We start from the raw sequence: 18,164 nt of genomic DNA, 5'->3' as shown, positions 1-18,164 counted from the left end.
TGTACGGCGCATGATTTGACATCAGACGCGCCAAGCGACACATTCAGTCGTTCTGGATGAAAGTCGAATTACAGGTATTGGCGTCATGTCGAAACCCTTACGCATTGCGCTGGCGCAGTTTGATTGTCCCGTCGGCGATATCGCCGGCAATACAGAACGCATCAAGCGTTGGGTGACGGAGGCACGAGACCTGCATGCGGCCGATGTGGTGTTGTTTCCCGAACTCGCGGTCAGTGGTTACCCGCCGGAAGACTTGTTGTACCGCCCGCGATTTTTGCAAGACTGTGCGGATGCACTGCGAGACATTGCAGCATCCGTGCAGGGCATCGTGGCGGTGGTCGGTTGGCCGCAAGCCGTAGGTGCGGTGGTATACAACGCGGCGAGTGTATTGCGCGATGGTGAGATTGCGCAAACATATCGCAAGCGCGAATTACCCAACTACGCGGTGTTCGATGAGCGTCGCTATTTCGAAGTGGATCCCGATAGAGACGATTGCGTATTTGAAGTCAATGGAACGCAAGTCGGTCTGCTGATCTGCGAGGATTTGTGGTTTGCAGAACCGATTGCCAGCACGGTCAAAGCGGGAGCGTGCTGTGTCTTGGTGCCCAATGCATCGCCATTTGAACGCGACAAACATGCGCAGCGTGATGCGCTGCTTGCGCAACGCGCGCGCGAGACGGGCGTTGGCGTCGCCTATCTCAATTTGGTGGGCGGGCAAGATGCATTGGTGTTTGATGGCGCGTCTGTCGTCGTTGATGCGGATGGCACGGCATCACTCGCCGCAAAAGCATTTTCTGATCAGTGGTTGGTGGTCGACTATGACGCTGACGCGCGTCGGTTCCATCCTGTGCTTTGGCAAAGCGATGAGGACGAATCGCGAGATGGTTTGGCGTGGCGTGCCATCGTGCGTGGCATTCGCGACTACTGCGGCAAGAACGGTTTCAAGCAAGTTTGGCTAGGCCTGTCAGGTGGCATCGATTCTTCGATGGTGCTGTCATTGGCTGTGGATGCTTTGGGCCCGGAACATGTCACAGCGGTGCGTATGCCCTCACGCTATACGGCCGATCTCAGCAACGACTTGGCGCAAGCGCAGTGCGATGTCTTGGGTGTACGCCTGTTGGCACTGCCCATCGAGAAGCCCTTTCAAGCCTATCTCGAGACCTTGGCTGACACCTTCGCCGATCATCCGGTGGACGTGACCGAAGAAAATCTGCAGTCCAGGATTCGTGGCGCCATGATGATGGCGCTTTCAAATAAGTTGGGTGGCTTGCTGCTGACGACAGGCAACAAGAGCGAGTATGCCGTGGGCTATGCAACGATTTATGGCGATATGTGCGGCGGCTATGCACCGCTCAAAGATCTCTATAAATCGGAAGTGTTCGCACTTTCGCGTTGGCGTAATACCGTCGGTACCGGTGAGGTGATTCCGACAGCCGTCATCGATCGTCCGCCGACGGCAGAACTACGCGACAACCAAAAAGACCAAGATTCGCTGCCGCCCTATGACGTTCTTGACGGCATCCTCATGCGCTACGTTGATCAAGAACACTCACGCGATGAGATCGTGGCGGCAGGCTATAGCGCTGACGTCGTCGATCGCATCGTCAAATTGGTGCGCATTGCCGAATGGAAGCGCCATCAAGCAGCGCCAGGACCCAAAGTCTCGCGGCGTGCATTTGGGCGCGAACGTCGGTATCCGATTACTAACGGATACCGAGGGTAGTCCACTAAGGGCGAACTATTGCGCCGGCGCCGGTGCCGGTGCTTGCATCGGCGGCGGCACGTGTTCAACGGTGACTGCGCTGCCGCGAGCAAATGGATTCAAACGACGAAGGAACGAATCACCGCGCGGCCAGGTGCCCTTCAGCCAGGGGTGATTGGGGTCGTTGGCTTCAAGCACACGCTTGGCGTCTGCGGCCAATTGCGTATTACCGAGACGCGTATAGGCTTCAGCCATGACAGCCACTGCGTCGTTGCGATATTCGGTTTCAGGATAGGTTTCGAGCAAGTACTTCGCTCGGTTGACGGCCGCGACATAGGCATCATTGCGCAAATAATGCACAGCCGTGCCCAACTCGTAGCGCGAGAATTGGTTATTCAAATAGGCGCGACGTGCACGCGCATCTTCGGCATATCGACTCTTCGGATATTTGTCGAGCACAATACCGAAATCGTTGTAGGCCTGACGCGGCGCTGCCAGGTCACGCGACGACATATCGATGTCGAAAATGCGCGCCATAAATACGGTATTGCGCGATTGGTTGGACAAACCGCGCAAGTAGTACATGTAGGGCACGTTGGCATTGGTCGGGTAGGTACGCAAGAAACGGTCGATCGAAGAGATCGCGTCGTCGTTGTTATTGCCCTTGTGTTGCGCGTACGCCATTTCCATGAGCGACTGCTCGGCGTATGGGCCGTACGGATATTGCGCCAACAAAGTCTTGAAATCTTCTTCGGCAGTGCCGTAGTTGCCCCTCACGACCGCGTCGTGCGCTTTGTCATACAACATGGCGACGGGACGATTGTCTTCTTTTGTTTGCTTCCGGCCGAACAAGCCCTTCATCGTCGTACAGCCGGTTGCTACCACTACCAGAGCTGCAGAAAGGAGGACTGCGCGGACGACGCGCTTGGTTGCGAATTCGATGTTGCCTGAGTTCATGAGGGCCTGCGACGCCGTGAATACGGAAAAGGCGATAATACCGCAGGCGGGGGGAACGATCCCTTCTCCGAATGAATACTTGGTTAAGTACAGGACTCGCAGCGGATGCATGACCCAGAAAATGAAACGGACTCGGTCGATGCGACTGCGAGCACGCAAACGGCCACGGTGCCACTCAGCCTTGCTGGCAGTCGGCTGGATGTCATTGCGGCGACGCTGTTTCCGGACTTTTCCCGCTCCAAGCTGTCTGATTGGATCAAATCAGGCCGCCTGACGGTCAACGGTACGACTGCGCGGCCAAGAGATACGCTGACCGGGGGCGAGTCCTTGGTGCTGGAAGTCCAGCTGGACACCCAGACCCATGCCTTGCCGCAAGACATCCCGATTGATGTGCTGTACGAGGATGCTGACCTTTTCGTGGTGAACAAGCCTGCAGGCTTGGTCGTGCACCCCGGTGCGGGCAATCCGGATGGCACCTTGGTCAATGCCTTGCTTTTCCGTGATCCGACGCTGGCGCAATTACCCCGCGCGGGCATTGTGCATCGATTAGATAAAGACACCTCGGGTGTGATGGTCGTCGCGCGGTCGATGCCCGCGTTGAACAAGCTGGTAGAGATGCTTGCCGCGCGTGATGTACACCGTCAGTACTTGGCGGTCGTGGTCGGGGCATTGGTATCGGGTGGCACGGCGGACGCTCCGATAGACCGACACCCGCGCGATCGCTTGCGCATGACCGTGCGCGAAGATGGCCGTCATGCCGTCACGCACTATCGCCTGCGCGAGCGCTTCCGCGCGCATACGCTTCTTGAATGCAGATTGGAAACAGGGCGCACGCACCAAATTCGTGTGCACATGCAATTCGCGCGTCATCCGATTGTGGGTGACCCCTTGTATGGCAGTGCCTTGCGATTACCGAAAAACGCGACGGATGACTTGGTGGCGCAACTGCGCGGCTTCAAACGTCAAGCATTGCATGCGGAAGTATTGGCGTTTGAGCATCCCGTACACGGCGGTGAGATTCGATGTGAAGCACCGGTCCCTGAAGACATGAAGGCGCTCATTGCGGCCTTGCGTGATGACACCGAAGAATTCGAAGCGCGCGATTGCCGCCGATGAGTGCATGGATCGAGCCGGCCTTGACCTTGCCGCAAGGTGTGCACGTTGTCACCACGGTGCGCCATGGCTTGGGTGAATCGGCATCGCCTTTCAACGAATTTAATCTCGGCTTGCGCAGTGGCGATGAAGCAGCCGTTGTGCAGCGTAATCGCCAAGCGTTGGCAGACGCATTGCATTTGCCATCGCTGCCGCATTGGCTGAACCAGGTCCATGGCACCGATGTGCATCGATTCTCAGCCGTTGCAGACGTCGATGCGGCAGAGCAGGTGGCGGATGCTGCGGTGACTTCAGTGCGTGGTGTGGTCTTAAGCGTGTTGACGGCAGACTGTTTGCCAGTCGCGCTGGTGGCGAAAAACGGACAGGAAGTGGCCGTGGCACATGCGGGCTGGCGTGGATTGGTCGCCGGTGTCTTGGAGCGCAGTGTCGAAGCGATGGCGACGGCACCAGATGCACTCGTTGCGTGGTTGGGGCCGGCTGCGGGGCCGTGCATCTATGAAGTCGGTGAGGAAGTGCGCGATGCGTTCTTGGTCGCTGATGCGGCGGCGAGTGCGTGTTTTCGTGAAACGCGCCCCGGACATTGGCGCATTGATCTTTATGGCATTGCCAAGCAGCGCTTGAACGCCATCGGTGTGAGCGAGATCTACGGTGGCGACCGCTGCACGATCAGTGAATCTGAGGCCTTCTTCTCGCATCGTCGTGATGCGCGCACAGGAAGAATGGCGACCTTGGTGTGGATGGATCCATGAGTGTTTCTTTGTTTCAGCGCATCCTAGGTGCCGACTTTTTTCATTTGGCACCTGCAGTGAAGGCGCTGCATATTGAGCAAGGTGACTTTACCTATACGGGTCGCGTCAACGTTGAACGCGGCACGGGTGTGTTGTCGCGGCTATGCGGCGCATTCGCGCGCTTGGCGCCCGACATGCAAGATGCGCCGATGACGGTCCGGTTCACCACGCGACGCGATAAAGAAGTCTGGCGTCGCGATTTCAATGGCGCGCCCTTGGTTTCAACATTGAAGTTGAAGGAGGGCATGCTGTTCGAACGCATGGGCATGATTTCGTTTCGCTTCTACCTGTATCGCGTGGGCAAAGAACTGCATTGGGTGGGTCGCAGCGCACGCGTGTTCGGCGTCCTGCCTTTGCCAAAGTCATGGCTTGAGCACGTGCGTTGCACCGAATCCGAGCAAGATGAGCGCTATCACTTTTGCGTGGATGCGCAGTTGCCGATTGTTGGGCGTTTGGTGCGCTATGAAGGATGGTTGGAACGCGCATGACGCATTCCGTCATCGTTTTTGATGGTGTCTGCGTACTGTGCAACGGATGGGTGCGATTTCTATTGTCTAAAGACAGAGCGAATCGCTACAAATTTGCTTCTATGCAAAGTGAGGTTGGCCGGACGCTTTTGGCTGATAACGGCTCGGACCCGGACGACCCCGTGTCTTTCTTACTCTTGGAAGCAGGGCTTCCTTATTCAGATTCCAATGCGATCATTCGCGTGCTGCAATCGCTTGGCGGTGTGTGGTCGCTCGCTGTGATTTTCAAAGTTGTCCCAAATGCGCTGCGTGACCGCGCCTATCGCGCACTTGCACGAAATCGCTATCGCCTCTTCGGTAAACATGAAGCTTGTCTCGTGCCTGCAGCAGACGTTGCAGATCGATTCCTTTAAAACTTACAGATCCGTCAGCTGCGTTGTCCGCGTTTCAATTTTGAAGGGCGCAAGTGACGACAGAAGCGACGCCAAGTCGAACAAATTCGCGCAGGCGGATGCACCACCGCCTTTGATGTCCCCGCGCGCAAGCTTCTGCGCCAAAACAACGGCGGGCGTTGCAGGAATCTCCGGACCATCTCCCTGACGTGCAATGATTTCCCAGCGCATGCCATTAGCGTTTCCTTGCGCGTCCGTGCCCTTCAGATCTATGTGCATCACTCCGGTGTCACTGCCCGACGTTTGCCAAAGTTCGCTGATTCTAAGCAAGGGTTTTGCGAAGGTCGCCAATGAAGGCATTAGTCCCGCGCGAACCACCCAGCTGGCAAGCCATAAACCAAAATGCATTCGATGCAGTTCTAAGCCGGCTCGAAAATCGCAATTCTTCAAGCTCGGGTAGAGGGCCGGCAACACATCCAGGTCAGGGACTTCGCAACGCGCAAACCACCTGCGCCCGACACCTTCAAAGTCGACCTTGCGCAAGGATTGCCATCCGTGGACGGTAGTCGACGTACCGGCTTCCAAGATTGAAAACGGCTTGCCGACATAGCTCAGAATCGCTTCTGTGGTGGCGAGTCCTCTAGGCGTGTGATTGCCCGGCGAGATGCCCACGTTGACCGAATCGAGTCTTTCAAACGACGGCGCCAGCGCAGCAATGACAGCCGCGGAAAGCCCCGGCACACTGCTCGCGCCGCTGATCACGCGCAAACCTTTGGCCTTGGCCAAGTCGTCCAATGTTTGAATTCGAGCCACATAGTCCCGGCCATCGGCCAGATCAATGCAGTGCGCACCCGCCTGCAGTGCCGCGTGCGGAACACGCAGGTCGCGTGCTTGAAAGGGCCCCGCTGTGTCGATCACGATGTGGGGCGACAGGGCCGCCAGACGCGCTGGAAAGTCACTGGCATGCGTATCAATGGCCACGGATGCGCAGCGACTGCGTGCGTCTTCATCGAGCGTGCGAATCAAATCATTCGCTTTGTCGGGATGCCGTCCAGCCACAGACACATGAAATGAAGGATCTTTCGCCAAGCGCGCCGAGATACGTTGGCCAAACAATCCGTAGCCGCCGAGCACGACAACGCGCGTAGGAGATGAGGTCACTGGCTATTCCGTTGCCTGATTAACAAAATGTTGAATTCGGGTCATTTTGAACGTTTTTGACGTTGAACTCACCCCGGTTTGCCACCATATCCATGGCATCGCGGCACGCAAGCCGCCAGATACCCAGGTGCACGCCATGCGAATGGACAAACTTACAAGCCGCTTCCAACAGGCACTGTCGGAGGCGCAATCAATGGCAGTCGGCCGCGATCATTCAATGATCGAACCCGCGCACGTTCTGCTTGCCTTATTGGACGAATCAGGGGGCGGTACCAAGCCCTTGTTGTCGCAGGCCGGCGTCAATGTACCCGTGCTGCGTGAGCGCTTGACTGAGGCGCTGGATGCCTTGCCCAAGGTGAGCGGGCAGGGTGGCCAAATGAGTGTGAGCAATGAGTTGTCGCGTGTGCTGAATCTGACCGACAAACTGGCGCAGCAACGCGGCGATGCGTTTATCGCTAGCGAGCTCTTCTTGTTGGCATGTGTTGAAGAAGGCGGTGCAGCAGGTCGTGCACTGAAGGCTGCCGGCGCAGATCGCGCAAGACTTGAGGCGGCTATTGAAAAAATGCGTGGAGGCGAAAAAGTGCAAGACGAAAATGCAGAAGAGCAGCGCCAGGCGCTTGAGAAATACACGATCGACCTGACCGCGCGTCACGAGAAGGGCAAGCTAGATCCCGTGATCGGCCGCGACGAGGAAATTCGTCGGTGCATTCAAGTGTTGCAGCGTCGTACGAAGAACAACCCGGTGTTGATCGGTGAGCCGGGCGTGGGTAAGACCGCCATTGTCGAGGGGCTTGCGCAGCGCATCGTCAACGGCGAGGTGCCGGAGGGTTTGCGCGGCAAGCGCGTGCTCTCGCTCGATATGGGCGCGCTCATTGCGGGTGCGAAATTCCGCGGCGAGTTCGAAGAACGCTTGAAAGGCGTGCTGAATGATCTGTCAAAGAATGAAGGGCAAATCATTCTCTTCATTGATGAATTGCACACCATGGTCGGCGCGGGCAAAGGCGACGGTGCCATGGACGCCGGCAATATGCTGAAGCCTGCGCTTGCGCGTGGCGAATTGCATTGCATCGGTGCGACCACGCTCGATGAGTATCGCCAGTACATAGAAAAAGACGCAGCACTCGAGCGTCGGTTCCAGAAAGTGTTTGTGGGTGAGCCCTCGGTTGAAGACACCATCGCCATTCTGCGCGGACTTAAAGAGAAATATGCAGTTCACCACGGTGTTGAAATCACCGACCCCGCAATTGTGGCCGCAGCGACTTTGTCGAATCGCTATATCGCAGACCGCAAGCTGCCAGACAAAGCTATCGATCTAATGGATGAAGCTGCATCGCGCATTCGTATGGAGATTGATTCGAAGCCGGAAGAGTTGGATCGCAAAGAGCGTCGCCTCATTCAACTGAAGATCCAACGCGAAGCACTCAAGAAAGAAAAGGACGATGCATCCAAGCAGCGTTTGGCGGATTTGGAGGCGGACATCAGCGTCTTGGAGCGCGAGTTCGACGATTTGAATGAAGTCTGGAAGGCCGAGAAGGCGATGGTGCAAGGCGCCACCAAGATCAAGGAACAGATCGAAGAAGCGAAAGCCCAATTGGAGTCGGCACAGCGCACGCAGGATTTTGCGCGCATGAGCGAAATCCAATACGGCACACTGCCGGGCCTTGAGCAGCAGCTGAAAGCGGCGCAAGAAGTCGAAACCAGTGGCTTCAAACTCTTGCAAGACAAAGTGACTGCTGAAGAAATTGCAGAAGTGGTCGCGCGTTGGACCGGGATTCCTGTCAGCAAGATGCTCGAAGGTGAGCGCGAGAAGTTGCTGCGGATGGAAGAACATCTGCATACACAAGTGGTCGGTCAAGAGGAAGCAATCAAGGTCGTCAGCGATGCCGTACGACGTTCGCGCGCGGGCTTGTCAGATCCTCAGCGACCCGCAGGTTCGTTCCTGTTCTTAGGTCCGACAGGCGTTGGCAAAACCGAGCTGACCAAGGCATTGGCCGGCTTCTTGTTTGACTCGCCCGATGCCATGGTGCGCATCGACATGAGCGAGTTCATGGAAAAGCACAGTGTGTCGCGTCTGATTGGCGCGCCGCCGGGCTATGTCGGCTATGAAGAAGGTGGCTACTTAACCGAAGCGGTGCGTCGTCGCCCGTATAGCGTGATCTTGTTGGACGAAGTCGAGAAGGCGCATCCGGATGTCTTTAACATCCTCTTGCAAGTGCTCGACGACGGCCGTCTGACGGACGGGCAGGGCCGCACGGTCGACTTCCGCAACACGGTCATAGTAATGACGTCGAACTTGGGCTCGCACCAAATTCAGGAGTTGTCCGGCGATGACTCACCCGAAGCCTATGTGCAAATGAAGGCGGCGGTCATGGGTGTGGTGCAAGCGCATTTCAGGCCGGAGTTCATCAATCGATTGGACGACATTGTCGTGTTCCATCCGCTGAGCAAGACGGAAATCAAATCGATTGCGCGCATCCAACTCCGTGGCTTGGAAAAGCGTTTGGCCGAACGCGGTATTTCCATCACCTTGAGCGACAAGGCGTTCGATCTGTTGGGCGACGTGGGCTTCGATCCGATATATGGCGCACGGCCATTGAAGCGCGCGATCCAGCAGCAGATTGAGAATCCGCTTGCCTCACTGATCTTGAAAGGTGACTTCGGCAGCGGCGACCATGTTCAGGTCGACGCAGAGGGCGGCAACTTGGTATTCAAACGCTAAGCAAGCGCTCGGATTAGGCGGCGTCGAAGTTTGGATTCAAACCGGCGTCGTCTTCCGGGTCGTCCGGCATCACGCGCTCGCCATCATCAACCATCAAGTGTTCTTGCGGCGCACCGCGCTTGTGTAGGCGACCGGCTTGCACAAGCGTTTGAATGACCGAAAAGACTTCCACGCGGCCGAACGGCTTCTTCATGAATTCGTCGGCACCTATGCGTTTGACATAAAACTGTTCGGTGGCCATGGCATTGCCACTAATCATGATGACGGGCGTTGTTGCGGTTTCTTCTTGCTTGCGGAAGTGGCGTAATGCATCGAAACCGCTCATGCCCGGCAGCACAACGTCTAAGAAGATCAATTCGGGCTTGTGTACTTTTGCGAGTTCAAGACCATTCTCGGCATCGCCTGCGGACATCACTTGATAGTGGTTCTGTTCGAGCATGCGGGTGAGCACATTGACGATGGTCTGAGAGTCGTCCACGACAAGGACTTTCAAGCCGATTTCACCCTGCTCGCGTCCGGTCAAACGGCGGTCGGTCGAATTGGTCTCACGGGCAGCCGCTGAACCTTGCGGTGCAGCTTCAGCGCTCGGTGTCCCCAACATCCGCTTCAGAAAATCCAGTGTTGCCATGGGTCAGTCCCTCCCTGCGGAAAGAGTACGCTGGAACATGCTGTTTTGTCACTGGTTTCGCAGGTTTAGCCGGGCGCACTTGCAAAATGAACGCGGTCACAGGAATACTGGTGCCGACGGAATTGGCAGCTTGCCCTGCACCAGACTTCTGGAGAAGCTCGGATTGTGAAATTGGACAGGCAACTGCTTCCACGCGGCTGGATTGCGCCGGCCGCGCTACTAAGCGCGATCGGCATCGGCTTGCAGCAGATTTCCATGCCCTATGTATGGGCCCATGGCGGTGTCACTGACAGCGCGACACTCATGCATTTGCACACGGGACTCGGCTTGGCGATCGCGATGCTTTTTCGCGACATTCGCATCCTGGTTACGTACTTTCTGGTGTTGTTTTGCGGCTGGGTGGTGCGCGCCTATGTCGACAACAGCACGTTCGATCAAATATGGCCCGGCATCGTCGATGTTCTGATCATCATTGTTTGGTCGCGCTTTTGCGCGAAATTGATGGGATGGCCGCGCGACGAGGGTCATCGCCGAATTGAGCGTGCCGACTTGCCACGCTTTGCATTCATTGGCTTGATGCTCTTTCCTTTGGGGGTGGTGTTCTCCGGCATCATGCGCGCGTGGGTCACCGTGCCTGAAGAATTGTTTGCAGGCGGTTTGCAAGTCATTTTCGCGCGCTTCTTCGGCGTCTTGATCGTGACCGTGCCATTGATCGGTTTCGTCACAGAGTTCAATGTTCGCGAACCCTATCGACTGCGTGTTAAACGCTCGCCGCATCGACGCGCCTTGTGGCTGTTGCTGATGCTGGGGTTGTTAGTGCTGGCCTATTTCGTGCTCAGCAATGTCGATCGCAAATCCACCGCAAATGGCGCTGCGCTCATTACGGATTTCCGCTATGCCGTTGCCGGTGTGCTGGCGTGGGTGTTTCTCTACCTCAGACCGCGTTTGGCGTTTGCCCTGCTGTCTGTCGCCATGATCTTGATTTGCAAGCTGGCGTCGATGGGCATTCCACAGCCCATTGATCCGGTAGCGCTGGCCAACTTGGCATCGATCTCGTTTGAAGCCCTGATTTTGCAGATTGGTTTGCTGTTCGTCTTTGTGTACCACCGTGATGTGGTCACCCAAGCAAGACGCCTGTCGACGCAAGCGCACGTGGATCCGGTATCGCAATTGCCCAACCTAGTCGCGTTCCGTGATGTGGCCAAGTTGATGCAAAAGCGCGGTGAGCCCTTGGAAATCGGCTACATGTTTATTGACAGTAGCGAAGAATGGACGGCCGGCTTCGGTATCGATCTTCAAGCACGTGTGCAGCGCGAAATTGCGCAGCAGCTGTCGAATTTCTGCGAGCCGTTTATAGCGGGTACCGGCCAGTTTGTTCTGATGCCGCGCGCTGAAGGTCTGACCGAACGCTCGTGGGTACGCGTTATTCGTCGCATCGAATCATTAACCGTCGACATTGATGGGCAGTTGGTGCGGCTGTCGCCCTACCTAGGTGTGGCGGTCGTGAAAGACGACAGTGTCTTGGCTTTGAACAGTGCACTCCTGGTCGCCTCGCAGTTGGCGTTTGACGCACGTCGTCGATATGAAGTGCGACCGCTGTATGACAGCAGCAGCGAACCTTTGGCGGGTGCGGCGCGAACACGTTTGCAGTCAGTGGGTGAGGCTCTGGCCAATATCCGTTCGCGAAGGATTGAACTGTGGTTCCAAGAAATCGTCCCGGCAGGTGTCCGCGCACACGATGGGCGCCGCTACGGTGAAATCTTGTGCCGCCTGCGAAGTGCAGATGGCGAATTGATGCAACCCACGTCGTTTATCGAACCTTTGGAAGCTGCAGGGAGAGGCGCCGAGCTCGATCTCAGCGTGTGGCGTTCACTGGTCTCTGTGTTGAGCGAAAACCACGATGTCGCGTCTCGCCTGAGACTGTCTGTAAACTTAGGCGGCGCAAGTTTGGCTTCTGCATCGTTCTTGCGCGACTTTGAACGCGTGCTCGACGCGATGCCTGTGCCCGCAGATTCGATCTGTTTGGAAATCACCGAAACGGCCGCAATTTCAGGTCTGGATGAGGCCCGTGCCGTACTCGAACGGGTGCGCGCGCGGGGGTGTCGCATCGCCATCGATGACTTCGGCAGCGGCGTGCAAAACTTCAGTCGTCTGCGCGATTTGCCTGTGGATGTGTTGAAGCTGGATGGCAGTTACGTGCGCAATGTGGTGGGCAATCCGAAAGACCAAGCGCTCGTGCGCGCCGCTGTGCAATTGGCGCAGGCATTCAATGCGGAAACCGTGGCGGAATACGTCGAGACCGAAGAGGCCGCGCAATGCTTGCGTGAGATCGGTGTGGATTGGTTCCAGGGGCATCTGTTTGCAGAAGCGCGCCCATTGAACGATGTACTTGAAGAGCTGCGTCGCTATCGCTAATTCGACAGCGCTCGCACGCGACTAGGCGGCCACGTAGGGCCGGTCACGAATCCACATGGTTGCGATCCATTTTTCGCCCGCCTTGACCGGTGCACCGCCGTGGAACGACATGGCGTCACAGCGGCCCGCTTCATCGGTGTACGCAAAGTAAGAGGCATGCCCGGTTTGCGGAGCAATCGAAAGATCGCCATAGGGGAAGATGGTTTCGCCGCCTGCCTCTACGTCATTGAGGTAAATCACAAGCGTGGCAACGCGTTGCCCATGCTTCAAATGGCGGCGTTCGCCCAGCGATCCCATCGCAAAATAGTCGTAGTGCGGTGCATATTCGGCACCGACGCCATAGCGCATGACCTGCAGACCTTCGCCATGGTCAGAAGGGATGCCTGTCAGTTGCGCGATGCGCTCGTCGAGCTTGGCAATCAGTGGAGACTCACCGCGCGACAACATCACCAACTCACTGGTGCGACGGTCATCGACCAAGTCGCTGCCATCAATCGGGCTGACGACCATGGCGCGTGAAATTCTGTAGCGCGAGTATTCGATGAGTTCGTGGCATTCTTCCGCGGTCAATACGTTGGCCAAGCCAATGACATACGGGCGCTCGCTTCGGCACACCACTTTGATGGCGCCATGGTCGAGCGGAATGCTGTTTTGCGTTTCGGCGCGTTTGATGCGCGCTGTGGGCTCAAAGCCTTCAATCCACGTAGCTGTCTGGTTGGCTGCTTCTGCTTGGAAGTCATCATCCAACAACGATTCGAGGTCTTCCGGCGGGCAATCGAATGCGATCGCGGTGGCGCGCTCAGCATCTTCTTGCGCGTAGTGATGCTCGATCAGCAGCGCATGGACTTCATCACGGGTGAAGTTTTCAGCGCGACGGTCACGCAGCCACTGGGCAAGTTCTTTGTTGATTGGATTGGCCATTGGGACATTTTAGCGGAGCGGGGTGAGGCTTTTGCGCTAAACTTGTCCCGCCTTAGGTGACCGCGATGAGCGGTTGAAACGGGAATCCGGTACGCGCATGCAAATCCGGAGCTGCCCCCGCAACGGTAGGCGAGCAGGGTTCTCCCCGCAATCGGACATGGCCACTGTGCACAGGCATGGGAAGGCGTCTCGACTGCGTTGATTCGATGCTCGCAAGCCCGGAGACCGGCCTGAGGAAAACCGGACATGCGGCGGGCATGCAGGCGGTGGCCGTGCCTGTCTGCGTGCGTCCCTTGCTTGCTCCTTCATGTTTTTTTCAATGAACGTTGCGCCTGCTGCGCAATGCATGGAGTTGCTTGAATGAAAAAGTCTGTCATCCGTATGTCCGCACTCAGCATCGGCATTTCGCTGGTGTGCACGAGCGTCGCCGCACACGCACAAGAAACCGAAGCCAAGAAATTCGACGCTGTCACCGTCACGGGGACACGCGTTGAATCCGAGTCGCCGGTGGCCTCGACCACGTTGATCACACGCGAAGAAATTGCACGTTTGAAGCCCGCGTCATTGCAAGAGCTCTTGCGCGGTCGCGCGGGCGTCAATATTTACAACCAAGGCGGCGCTGGCAAATTGTCCGGCCTTTCCATGCGCGGCATGGGCACGAGCCACTACGTCTTGATGGTTGATGGCGTGAAGGTCGGCAATGTCACTTCCGGACTGTCGATGATTCACGACATTCCGGTCTCGCAAATTGAGCGCGTTGAAATTGTGCGCGGACCGATGTCGAGCTTGTACGGTTCTGAAGCCATGTCAGGCGTCATTCAAATCTTTACGCGTCGTGGCAACAAGGCGTTCTCACCCACGGTCAGCGTGGGCTTGGGGACGAAAGATACACAACGCATTCATGCCGGCTTTACTGGCAAACAAGGCCGCGCAGATTACGCAGTAAACGCAGCGTATTCGCACACCGGCGGCATCAACGCATGCAATGGCGATGCAGTGACCTTCCAAGGGTGCGGTGCCAACGAACCTGACACAGACGGCTACAAGAACGGGTCGGTGTCTCTGAGCGGTGGTTACGATTTCAGCGACGCATGGCGCGCGGAAGCAAACGTGATGTCGATCGATGCTGAGAATTTCTATGACGGCTGGTTCAACCACAGCCGCGTACAACAGCAAGTAGCTGGCGCGAAGTTGCGCTATGCGCCGAGTAAAGCGTTTTCGTTGACGGCGACCGTCGGACGCAATCGCGACCGTTCGCGTAACTATCACGACACGGTGTTCATGAACGACGTCAACACGCAGCGCGACCAAGCGAGCGTGCAGGCAGACATCGCTTTGGCCGGCACACTCAGCATCGGCTACGACTGGATGCGCGACAGCGTCGATTCCACCACAGCGTTTTCGATGCTTTCGCGTTATTCGCGCGCGGTGTTTGCGCAATGGGTCGGTGAGCGCGGTCCCAATCATTTCCAAGCGGGTGTGCGTCATGAAGACAACAGCCAATTCGGCAGCGCGTTTACCGGCAATGTCGGTTACGCCTACGACATCAACGCGTCACTTCGACTGCGCGTCAATTACGGTACTGCGTTCCGTGCACCAAGCTTCAATGATTTGTACTACCCGGGCGCCAACAACCCGGACTTGAAGCCGGAACGTTCGAAGAGCGCCGAACTCGGTGTCGAAGGTCAACATGGCTGGGGCCATTGGTCGGTGAGTGCGTACGAAAACCGTTTGCGCGACTTGATCATTTTCGACCCGACCAAGAGCTCGGTGAGCAGCCCGTGGGGTCAACCTGACAATGTGCAGATCGCCAAGATTCGCGGCATTGAGTTGGAAGTCGGTACAGACCTTGCCGGCTGGGATCTCACAGGCGCGATGACTTGGCTCGATCCGCGCAATCGCACACCGGGTGCGCAATACGGCAATCTGTTGAATCGTCGCTCGCGCCTGACAGGACGCGTCGATGCTGACAAGACCCTCGGCCAGTTCCGCGTGGGTGCGTCTGTCAACGGTGCCGGCGCACGCTATGACGACCCGAACAACCGCGTTCGTTTGGCGGGATATGCAACCGCAGACGCCCGTCTGGCTTGGATGCCGTCGTCGCGCATCACCGTGCAATTCACCGCAACCAACGTCTTTGATAAGAAGTACGAAACCTCTGCTTGGTACAACCAAGCGGGTCGCGGCTGGATGCTGGACTTCACCTGGGCACCCTAAGGGCGGCGCTCCGTTAAAATACTCGGATGATCGCCTTTAGAAATTTCTCGCTGCGACGCGGCGAGCGTCTGCTTTTGTCCGATGTCGACCTTGCCCTCCATGCGGGATACCGCGTGGGCGTGGTCGGCCGCAATGGGGCTGGCAAGTCTTCACTGTTTGCCGCCTTGTTGGGGGAAGTCGAGCCCGATAAGGGCGATCTGGATGTGCCGGGTAAGGCACGGGTGGCGAGTGTGGCGCAGGAAACGCCGCACTTGCCGGACCCAGCGCTGGATTTCGTGCTCTCTGGCGATGGCGCCGTGCATGCCGCGGTGCGTGCTGAACGCGAAGCCATGCGTGCGGAAGACTGGGAAGCCGTGGCGGAGGCGCACCACCTACTGGCCGAGCTCAATGCCTATGACGGCGAGGCGCGTGCCGCAAAGTTGATGCATGGTCTGGGTTTCCCGCAAACGACCCACGAAACCCCGGTGTCGGATTTCTCAGGCGGTTGGCGTGTGCGATTGAATGTCGCACGCGCACTGATGACGCCGAGCGACCTGTTGCTCCTCGACGAACCCACCAACCACTTGGACATGGACGCTGTGGTGTGGCTGGAAGATTGGTTGAAGCGGTACGACGGTACCTTGCTCGTGATTTCGCACGATCGCGAATTCCTCGACAACGTCACCACACACATACTGCATTTGCATGACGGCAAGGCCAAGTTGTACGCGGGCAACTACACCGCGTTTGAACGCCAGCGCGCAGAGCATTTGCGTCAACAACAAATCGCGTTTGAAAAAGAACAGACTGAGCGCGCGCATTTGCAAAGCTTTATCGATCGCTTCAAGGCCAAGGCAAGCAAGGCAAAGCAAGCACAAAGCCGCATGAAGCGCCTGGAGAAACTTGCCGGCACGGAAGCCGTACGCGCAGAACGCGGCGTTTTTATTCAACTGCCAGAGCCCTTGAAGTTGCCGAACTCGTTACTGCGTTTGCGTCACGTGGACTGCGGTTATCCGACCGATGACGGCCAAGGTGTGTGCATCTTGAAAGACGTCAATTTCGGTTTGGAAGCGGGTGATCGCATCGGTTTACTCGGCATCAACGGTGCGGGTAAATCCACCTTGGTGAAAACATTGGTCGGTGAACTCGCACCGATGCAAGGCGAGCGCACCGCGCATCCGGATTTGCGCATCGGCTACTTTGCGCAGCACACCGTCGAATCATTGGTGGAAGGCACGTCGCCCATTGATCACCTGAAAGAAATTGCACCGAACGCCTCAGTACAAGATTTCCGTAACTTTCTCGGCGGTTGGCAATTTCCGGGTGACCGCGCATTTGAAGTGATTGATAACTTCTCAGGCGGTGAAAAGGCACGTTTGGCGTTGGCGCTCATCGCCTGGACGAAGCCCAACTTGCTGTTGCTCGACGAACCCACCAACCACTTGGATTTGGAAATGCGTGAGGCCTTGGCCGAAGCATTGAGCATTTTCGAAGGGGCCATCGTGATGGTGTCGCATGATCGACATCTCATCGGTTTGGTCAGCGATACCTACTGGCGTGTGCATGACGGCGTCGTCGAACCCTTCAACGGCGATCTCGACGATTACGCCGCATGGCTTCGCAGCAAGCCGTCGTCGGACTCAGGGGCGAAAGCTGCCGTGGCGGCGCCCACTGTGCCCGCACCTGCGCCCGCGCCCACGCCTGTTGCCAAGAAAGCCAACAAAGGCAATCCGTACAAATTGAAAGAAGCCGAACAGCGCGTGGCGGATCTCGAAGATCAGTTGGTGCAACTTGATGCACAGCTCGCATTGCCCGAGACCTATGCCAACGCGGCAGAGCTCACGCGCTTGTCCGAAGCACAAGCGCGTTTGCGTGATCAATTGGAAGCCGCCGAAGCAGCCTTGTTGTCGCTATACGACCAAACTTAGTTCTTCAAGAAATAGTCGACGGTCGTCACCACGCGAATCTTTTTCACGTGCGGGCTGCCCGCATCGCGATTCTCAATCGACACGACACCTTGATTGGCAGAGCGAATCCCGCCAATCGAAGAGCCTGAGTCTTTCGCGAACTGCTCGGCCGATTTGCGCGCATTGGCAGTGGCTTCGGCGACGAGTTTGGGTTTGATCGCATTCAATTGCGTGAAGTCGAATTGCGGTCCGGAAGGCGCCGCATCTTGACCACCATTGCCGCCTAGCACGACACCTTGCGCAAGCAAATCACCGGTACGACGCAAGGCCTCCATCGCCTTTTGGACCTTGCTGGTGCGCAGCGTCACTGTCGTCGAATACCGGTATTGCTCAGGCGAGCGGTTCTCGCCGTACGCGTAGGCCCAACGATCTTCCAACGATGCAGGCGCAACCGAGATTTCATCATCTGCGAAGCCCGCTTGCTTGAAGAACGTGCGAATGGTTTGTGTGCGTGCCTCGAGTTCGCGTTGCAACACACTGAGATCGTTTCCGCTCACCGTATGCGCCAAGGGCCAAACCACGAGATCGGCATTGGCAATTTGCTCTGCCGAGCCTTTCACGGTCACAAAGCGGTCGCCACTGCGGAACGCCTTGAGACCTTGGCCGACCAGCAAGCCACCCCCCACAAGCGAGAGGCCAACGATCAGGGCAGGGACCCAGCCGGCATAACGTACATGGACTTCGCTCATAGCAACCTCGAATTTCGGTGGAATGGCTACAACATAGCGGGCGACCGCC

The 18,164-nt window shown here is 57.1% G+C and carries 14 protein-coding genes and 1 riboswitch; of the genes, 9 read left to right on the top strand and 5 right to left on the bottom strand.

The window, feature by feature from the left end; all coding sequences use genetic code 11:
* Positions 1 to 85 precede the first annotated feature (85 nt).
* Positions 86 to 1,723, top strand: coding sequence for an NAD+ synthase (locus G7069_RS01175; RefSeq protein WP_166293441.1), 1,638 nt, complete (start codon positions 86 to 88; stop codon positions 1,721 to 1,723).
* 15 nt (positions 1,724 to 1,738) lie between these two features.
* Here G7069_RS01175 and G7069_RS01170 read toward each other — a convergent pair whose 3' ends face one another.
* The gene (locus tag G7069_RS01170; RefSeq protein ID WP_166293439.1) at positions 1,739 to 2,659 is read right to left on the bottom strand and encodes an outer membrane protein assembly factor BamD; all 921 of its coding nucleotides are present in this window, start codon (positions 2,657 to 2,659) and stop codon (positions 1,739 to 1,741) included.
* Positions 2,660 to 2,764: 105 nt separating this feature from the next.
* On the opposite strand from G7069_RS01170, the gene rluD reads away from it, so the two are divergent.
* From rluD to G7069_RS01150, 4 genes are read left to right on the top strand one after another with little or no spacing between them, the layout of a single operon-like run.
* Positions 2,765 to 3,775 (top strand): 23S rRNA pseudouridine(1911/1915/1917) synthase RluD, encoded by a 1,011-nt coding sequence (gene rluD / locus G7069_RS01165; RefSeq protein ID WP_166293437.1) that lies wholly within the window; start codon positions 2,765 to 2,767, stop codon positions 3,773 to 3,775.
* Positions 3,772 to 4,521 (top strand): peptidoglycan editing factor PgeF, encoded by a 750-nt coding sequence (gene pgeF, locus G7069_RS01160; RefSeq protein ID WP_166293435.1) that lies wholly within the window; start codon positions 3,772 to 3,774, stop codon positions 4,519 to 4,521. Before rluD ends, pgeF begins: the two co-directional genes overlap by 4 nt.
* Positions 4,518 to 5,048, top strand: coding sequence for a DUF4166 domain-containing protein (locus G7069_RS01155; RefSeq protein WP_166293433.1), 531 nt, complete (start codon positions 4,518 to 4,520; stop codon positions 5,046 to 5,048). Before pgeF ends, G7069_RS01155 begins: the two co-directional genes overlap by 4 nt.
* Positions 5,045 to 5,440 (top strand): thiol-disulfide oxidoreductase DCC family protein, encoded by a 396-nt coding sequence (locus tag G7069_RS01150; protein WP_240912599.1) that lies wholly within the window; start codon positions 5,045 to 5,047, stop codon positions 5,438 to 5,440. The genes G7069_RS01155 and G7069_RS01150 overlap by 4 nt, the downstream gene beginning before the upstream one ends.
* 3 nt (positions 5,441 to 5,443) lie before the next feature.
* On the opposite strand, the gene G7069_RS01145 is transcribed toward G7069_RS01150, so the two are convergent.
* The gene (locus tag G7069_RS01145; RefSeq protein WP_166293429.1) at positions 5,444 to 6,580 is read right to left on the bottom strand and encodes a saccharopine dehydrogenase NADP-binding domain-containing protein; all 1,137 of its coding nucleotides are present in this window, start codon (positions 6,578 to 6,580) and stop codon (positions 5,444 to 5,446) included.
* 136 nt (positions 6,581 to 6,716) lie between these two features.
* On the opposite strand from G7069_RS01145, the gene clpB reads away from it, so the two are divergent.
* A complete protein-coding gene (gene clpB, locus G7069_RS01140; RefSeq protein WP_166297402.1) occupies positions 6,717 to 9,299 on the top strand; it encodes an ATP-dependent chaperone ClpB in 2,583 nt (860 codons plus the stop codon).
* Positions 9,300 to 9,312: 13 nt separating this feature from the next.
* On the opposite strand, the gene G7069_RS01135 is transcribed toward clpB, so the two are convergent.
* The gene (locus G7069_RS01135) at positions 9,313 to 9,927 is read right to left on the bottom strand and encodes a response regulator (protein WP_240912598.1); all 615 of its coding nucleotides are present in this window, start codon (positions 9,925 to 9,927) and stop codon (positions 9,313 to 9,315) included.
* Positions 9,928 to 10,092: 165 nt separating this feature from the next.
* Here G7069_RS01135 and G7069_RS01130 point away from each other — a divergent pair, with 165 nt between their 5' ends.
* Complete coding sequence (locus G7069_RS01130) at positions 10,093 to 12,342, top strand: GGDEF domain-containing phosphodiesterase (protein WP_166293427.1); 2,250 nt, start codon at positions 10,093 to 10,095, stop codon at positions 12,340 to 12,342.
* A 21-nt stretch (positions 12,343 to 12,363) separates the two neighbouring features.
* Here G7069_RS01130 and G7069_RS01125 read toward each other — a convergent pair whose 3' ends face one another.
* Entirely contained in the window at positions 12,364 to 13,263 is a 900-nt protein-coding gene (locus tag G7069_RS01125; RefSeq protein WP_166293425.1) for a 2OG-Fe(II) oxygenase, read from the bottom strand.
* A gap of 37 nt (positions 13,264 to 13,300) precedes the next feature.
* A riboswitch (cobalamin riboswitch) is annotated at positions 13,301 to 13,512 on the top strand.
* Between the two features lie 111 nt (positions 13,513 to 13,623).
* Here G7069_RS01125 and G7069_RS01120 point away from each other — a divergent pair.
* On the top strand, positions 13,624 to 15,480 hold the full coding sequence (locus G7069_RS01120) for a TonB-dependent receptor (protein WP_166293423.1): 1,857 nt from the start codon (positions 13,624 to 13,626) through the stop codon (positions 15,478 to 15,480).
* Between the two features lie 26 nt (positions 15,481 to 15,506).
* Complete coding sequence (locus G7069_RS01115) at positions 15,507 to 17,387, top strand: ATP-binding cassette domain-containing protein (RefSeq protein WP_166293421.1); 1,881 nt, start codon at positions 15,507 to 15,509, stop codon at positions 17,385 to 17,387.
* On the opposite strand, the gene G7069_RS01110 is transcribed toward G7069_RS01115, so the two are convergent.
* Positions 17,384 to 18,115 (bottom strand): SIMPL domain-containing protein, encoded by a 732-nt coding sequence (locus G7069_RS01110; protein ID WP_166293419.1) that lies wholly within the window; start codon positions 18,113 to 18,115, stop codon positions 17,384 to 17,386. The genes G7069_RS01115 and G7069_RS01110 overlap by 4 nt on opposite strands.
* Between the last annotated feature and the right edge of the window lie 49 nt (positions 18,116 to 18,164).

The sequence above is a fragment of the Lysobacter sp. HDW10 genome (assembly GCF_011300685.1).
Lineage (GTDB): Bacteria > Pseudomonadota > Gammaproteobacteria > Xanthomonadales > Xanthomonadaceae > Solilutibacter.
Note: the sequence above shows the minus strand (reverse complement) of the source record. Positions and strands in the feature narration are given on the sequence as shown.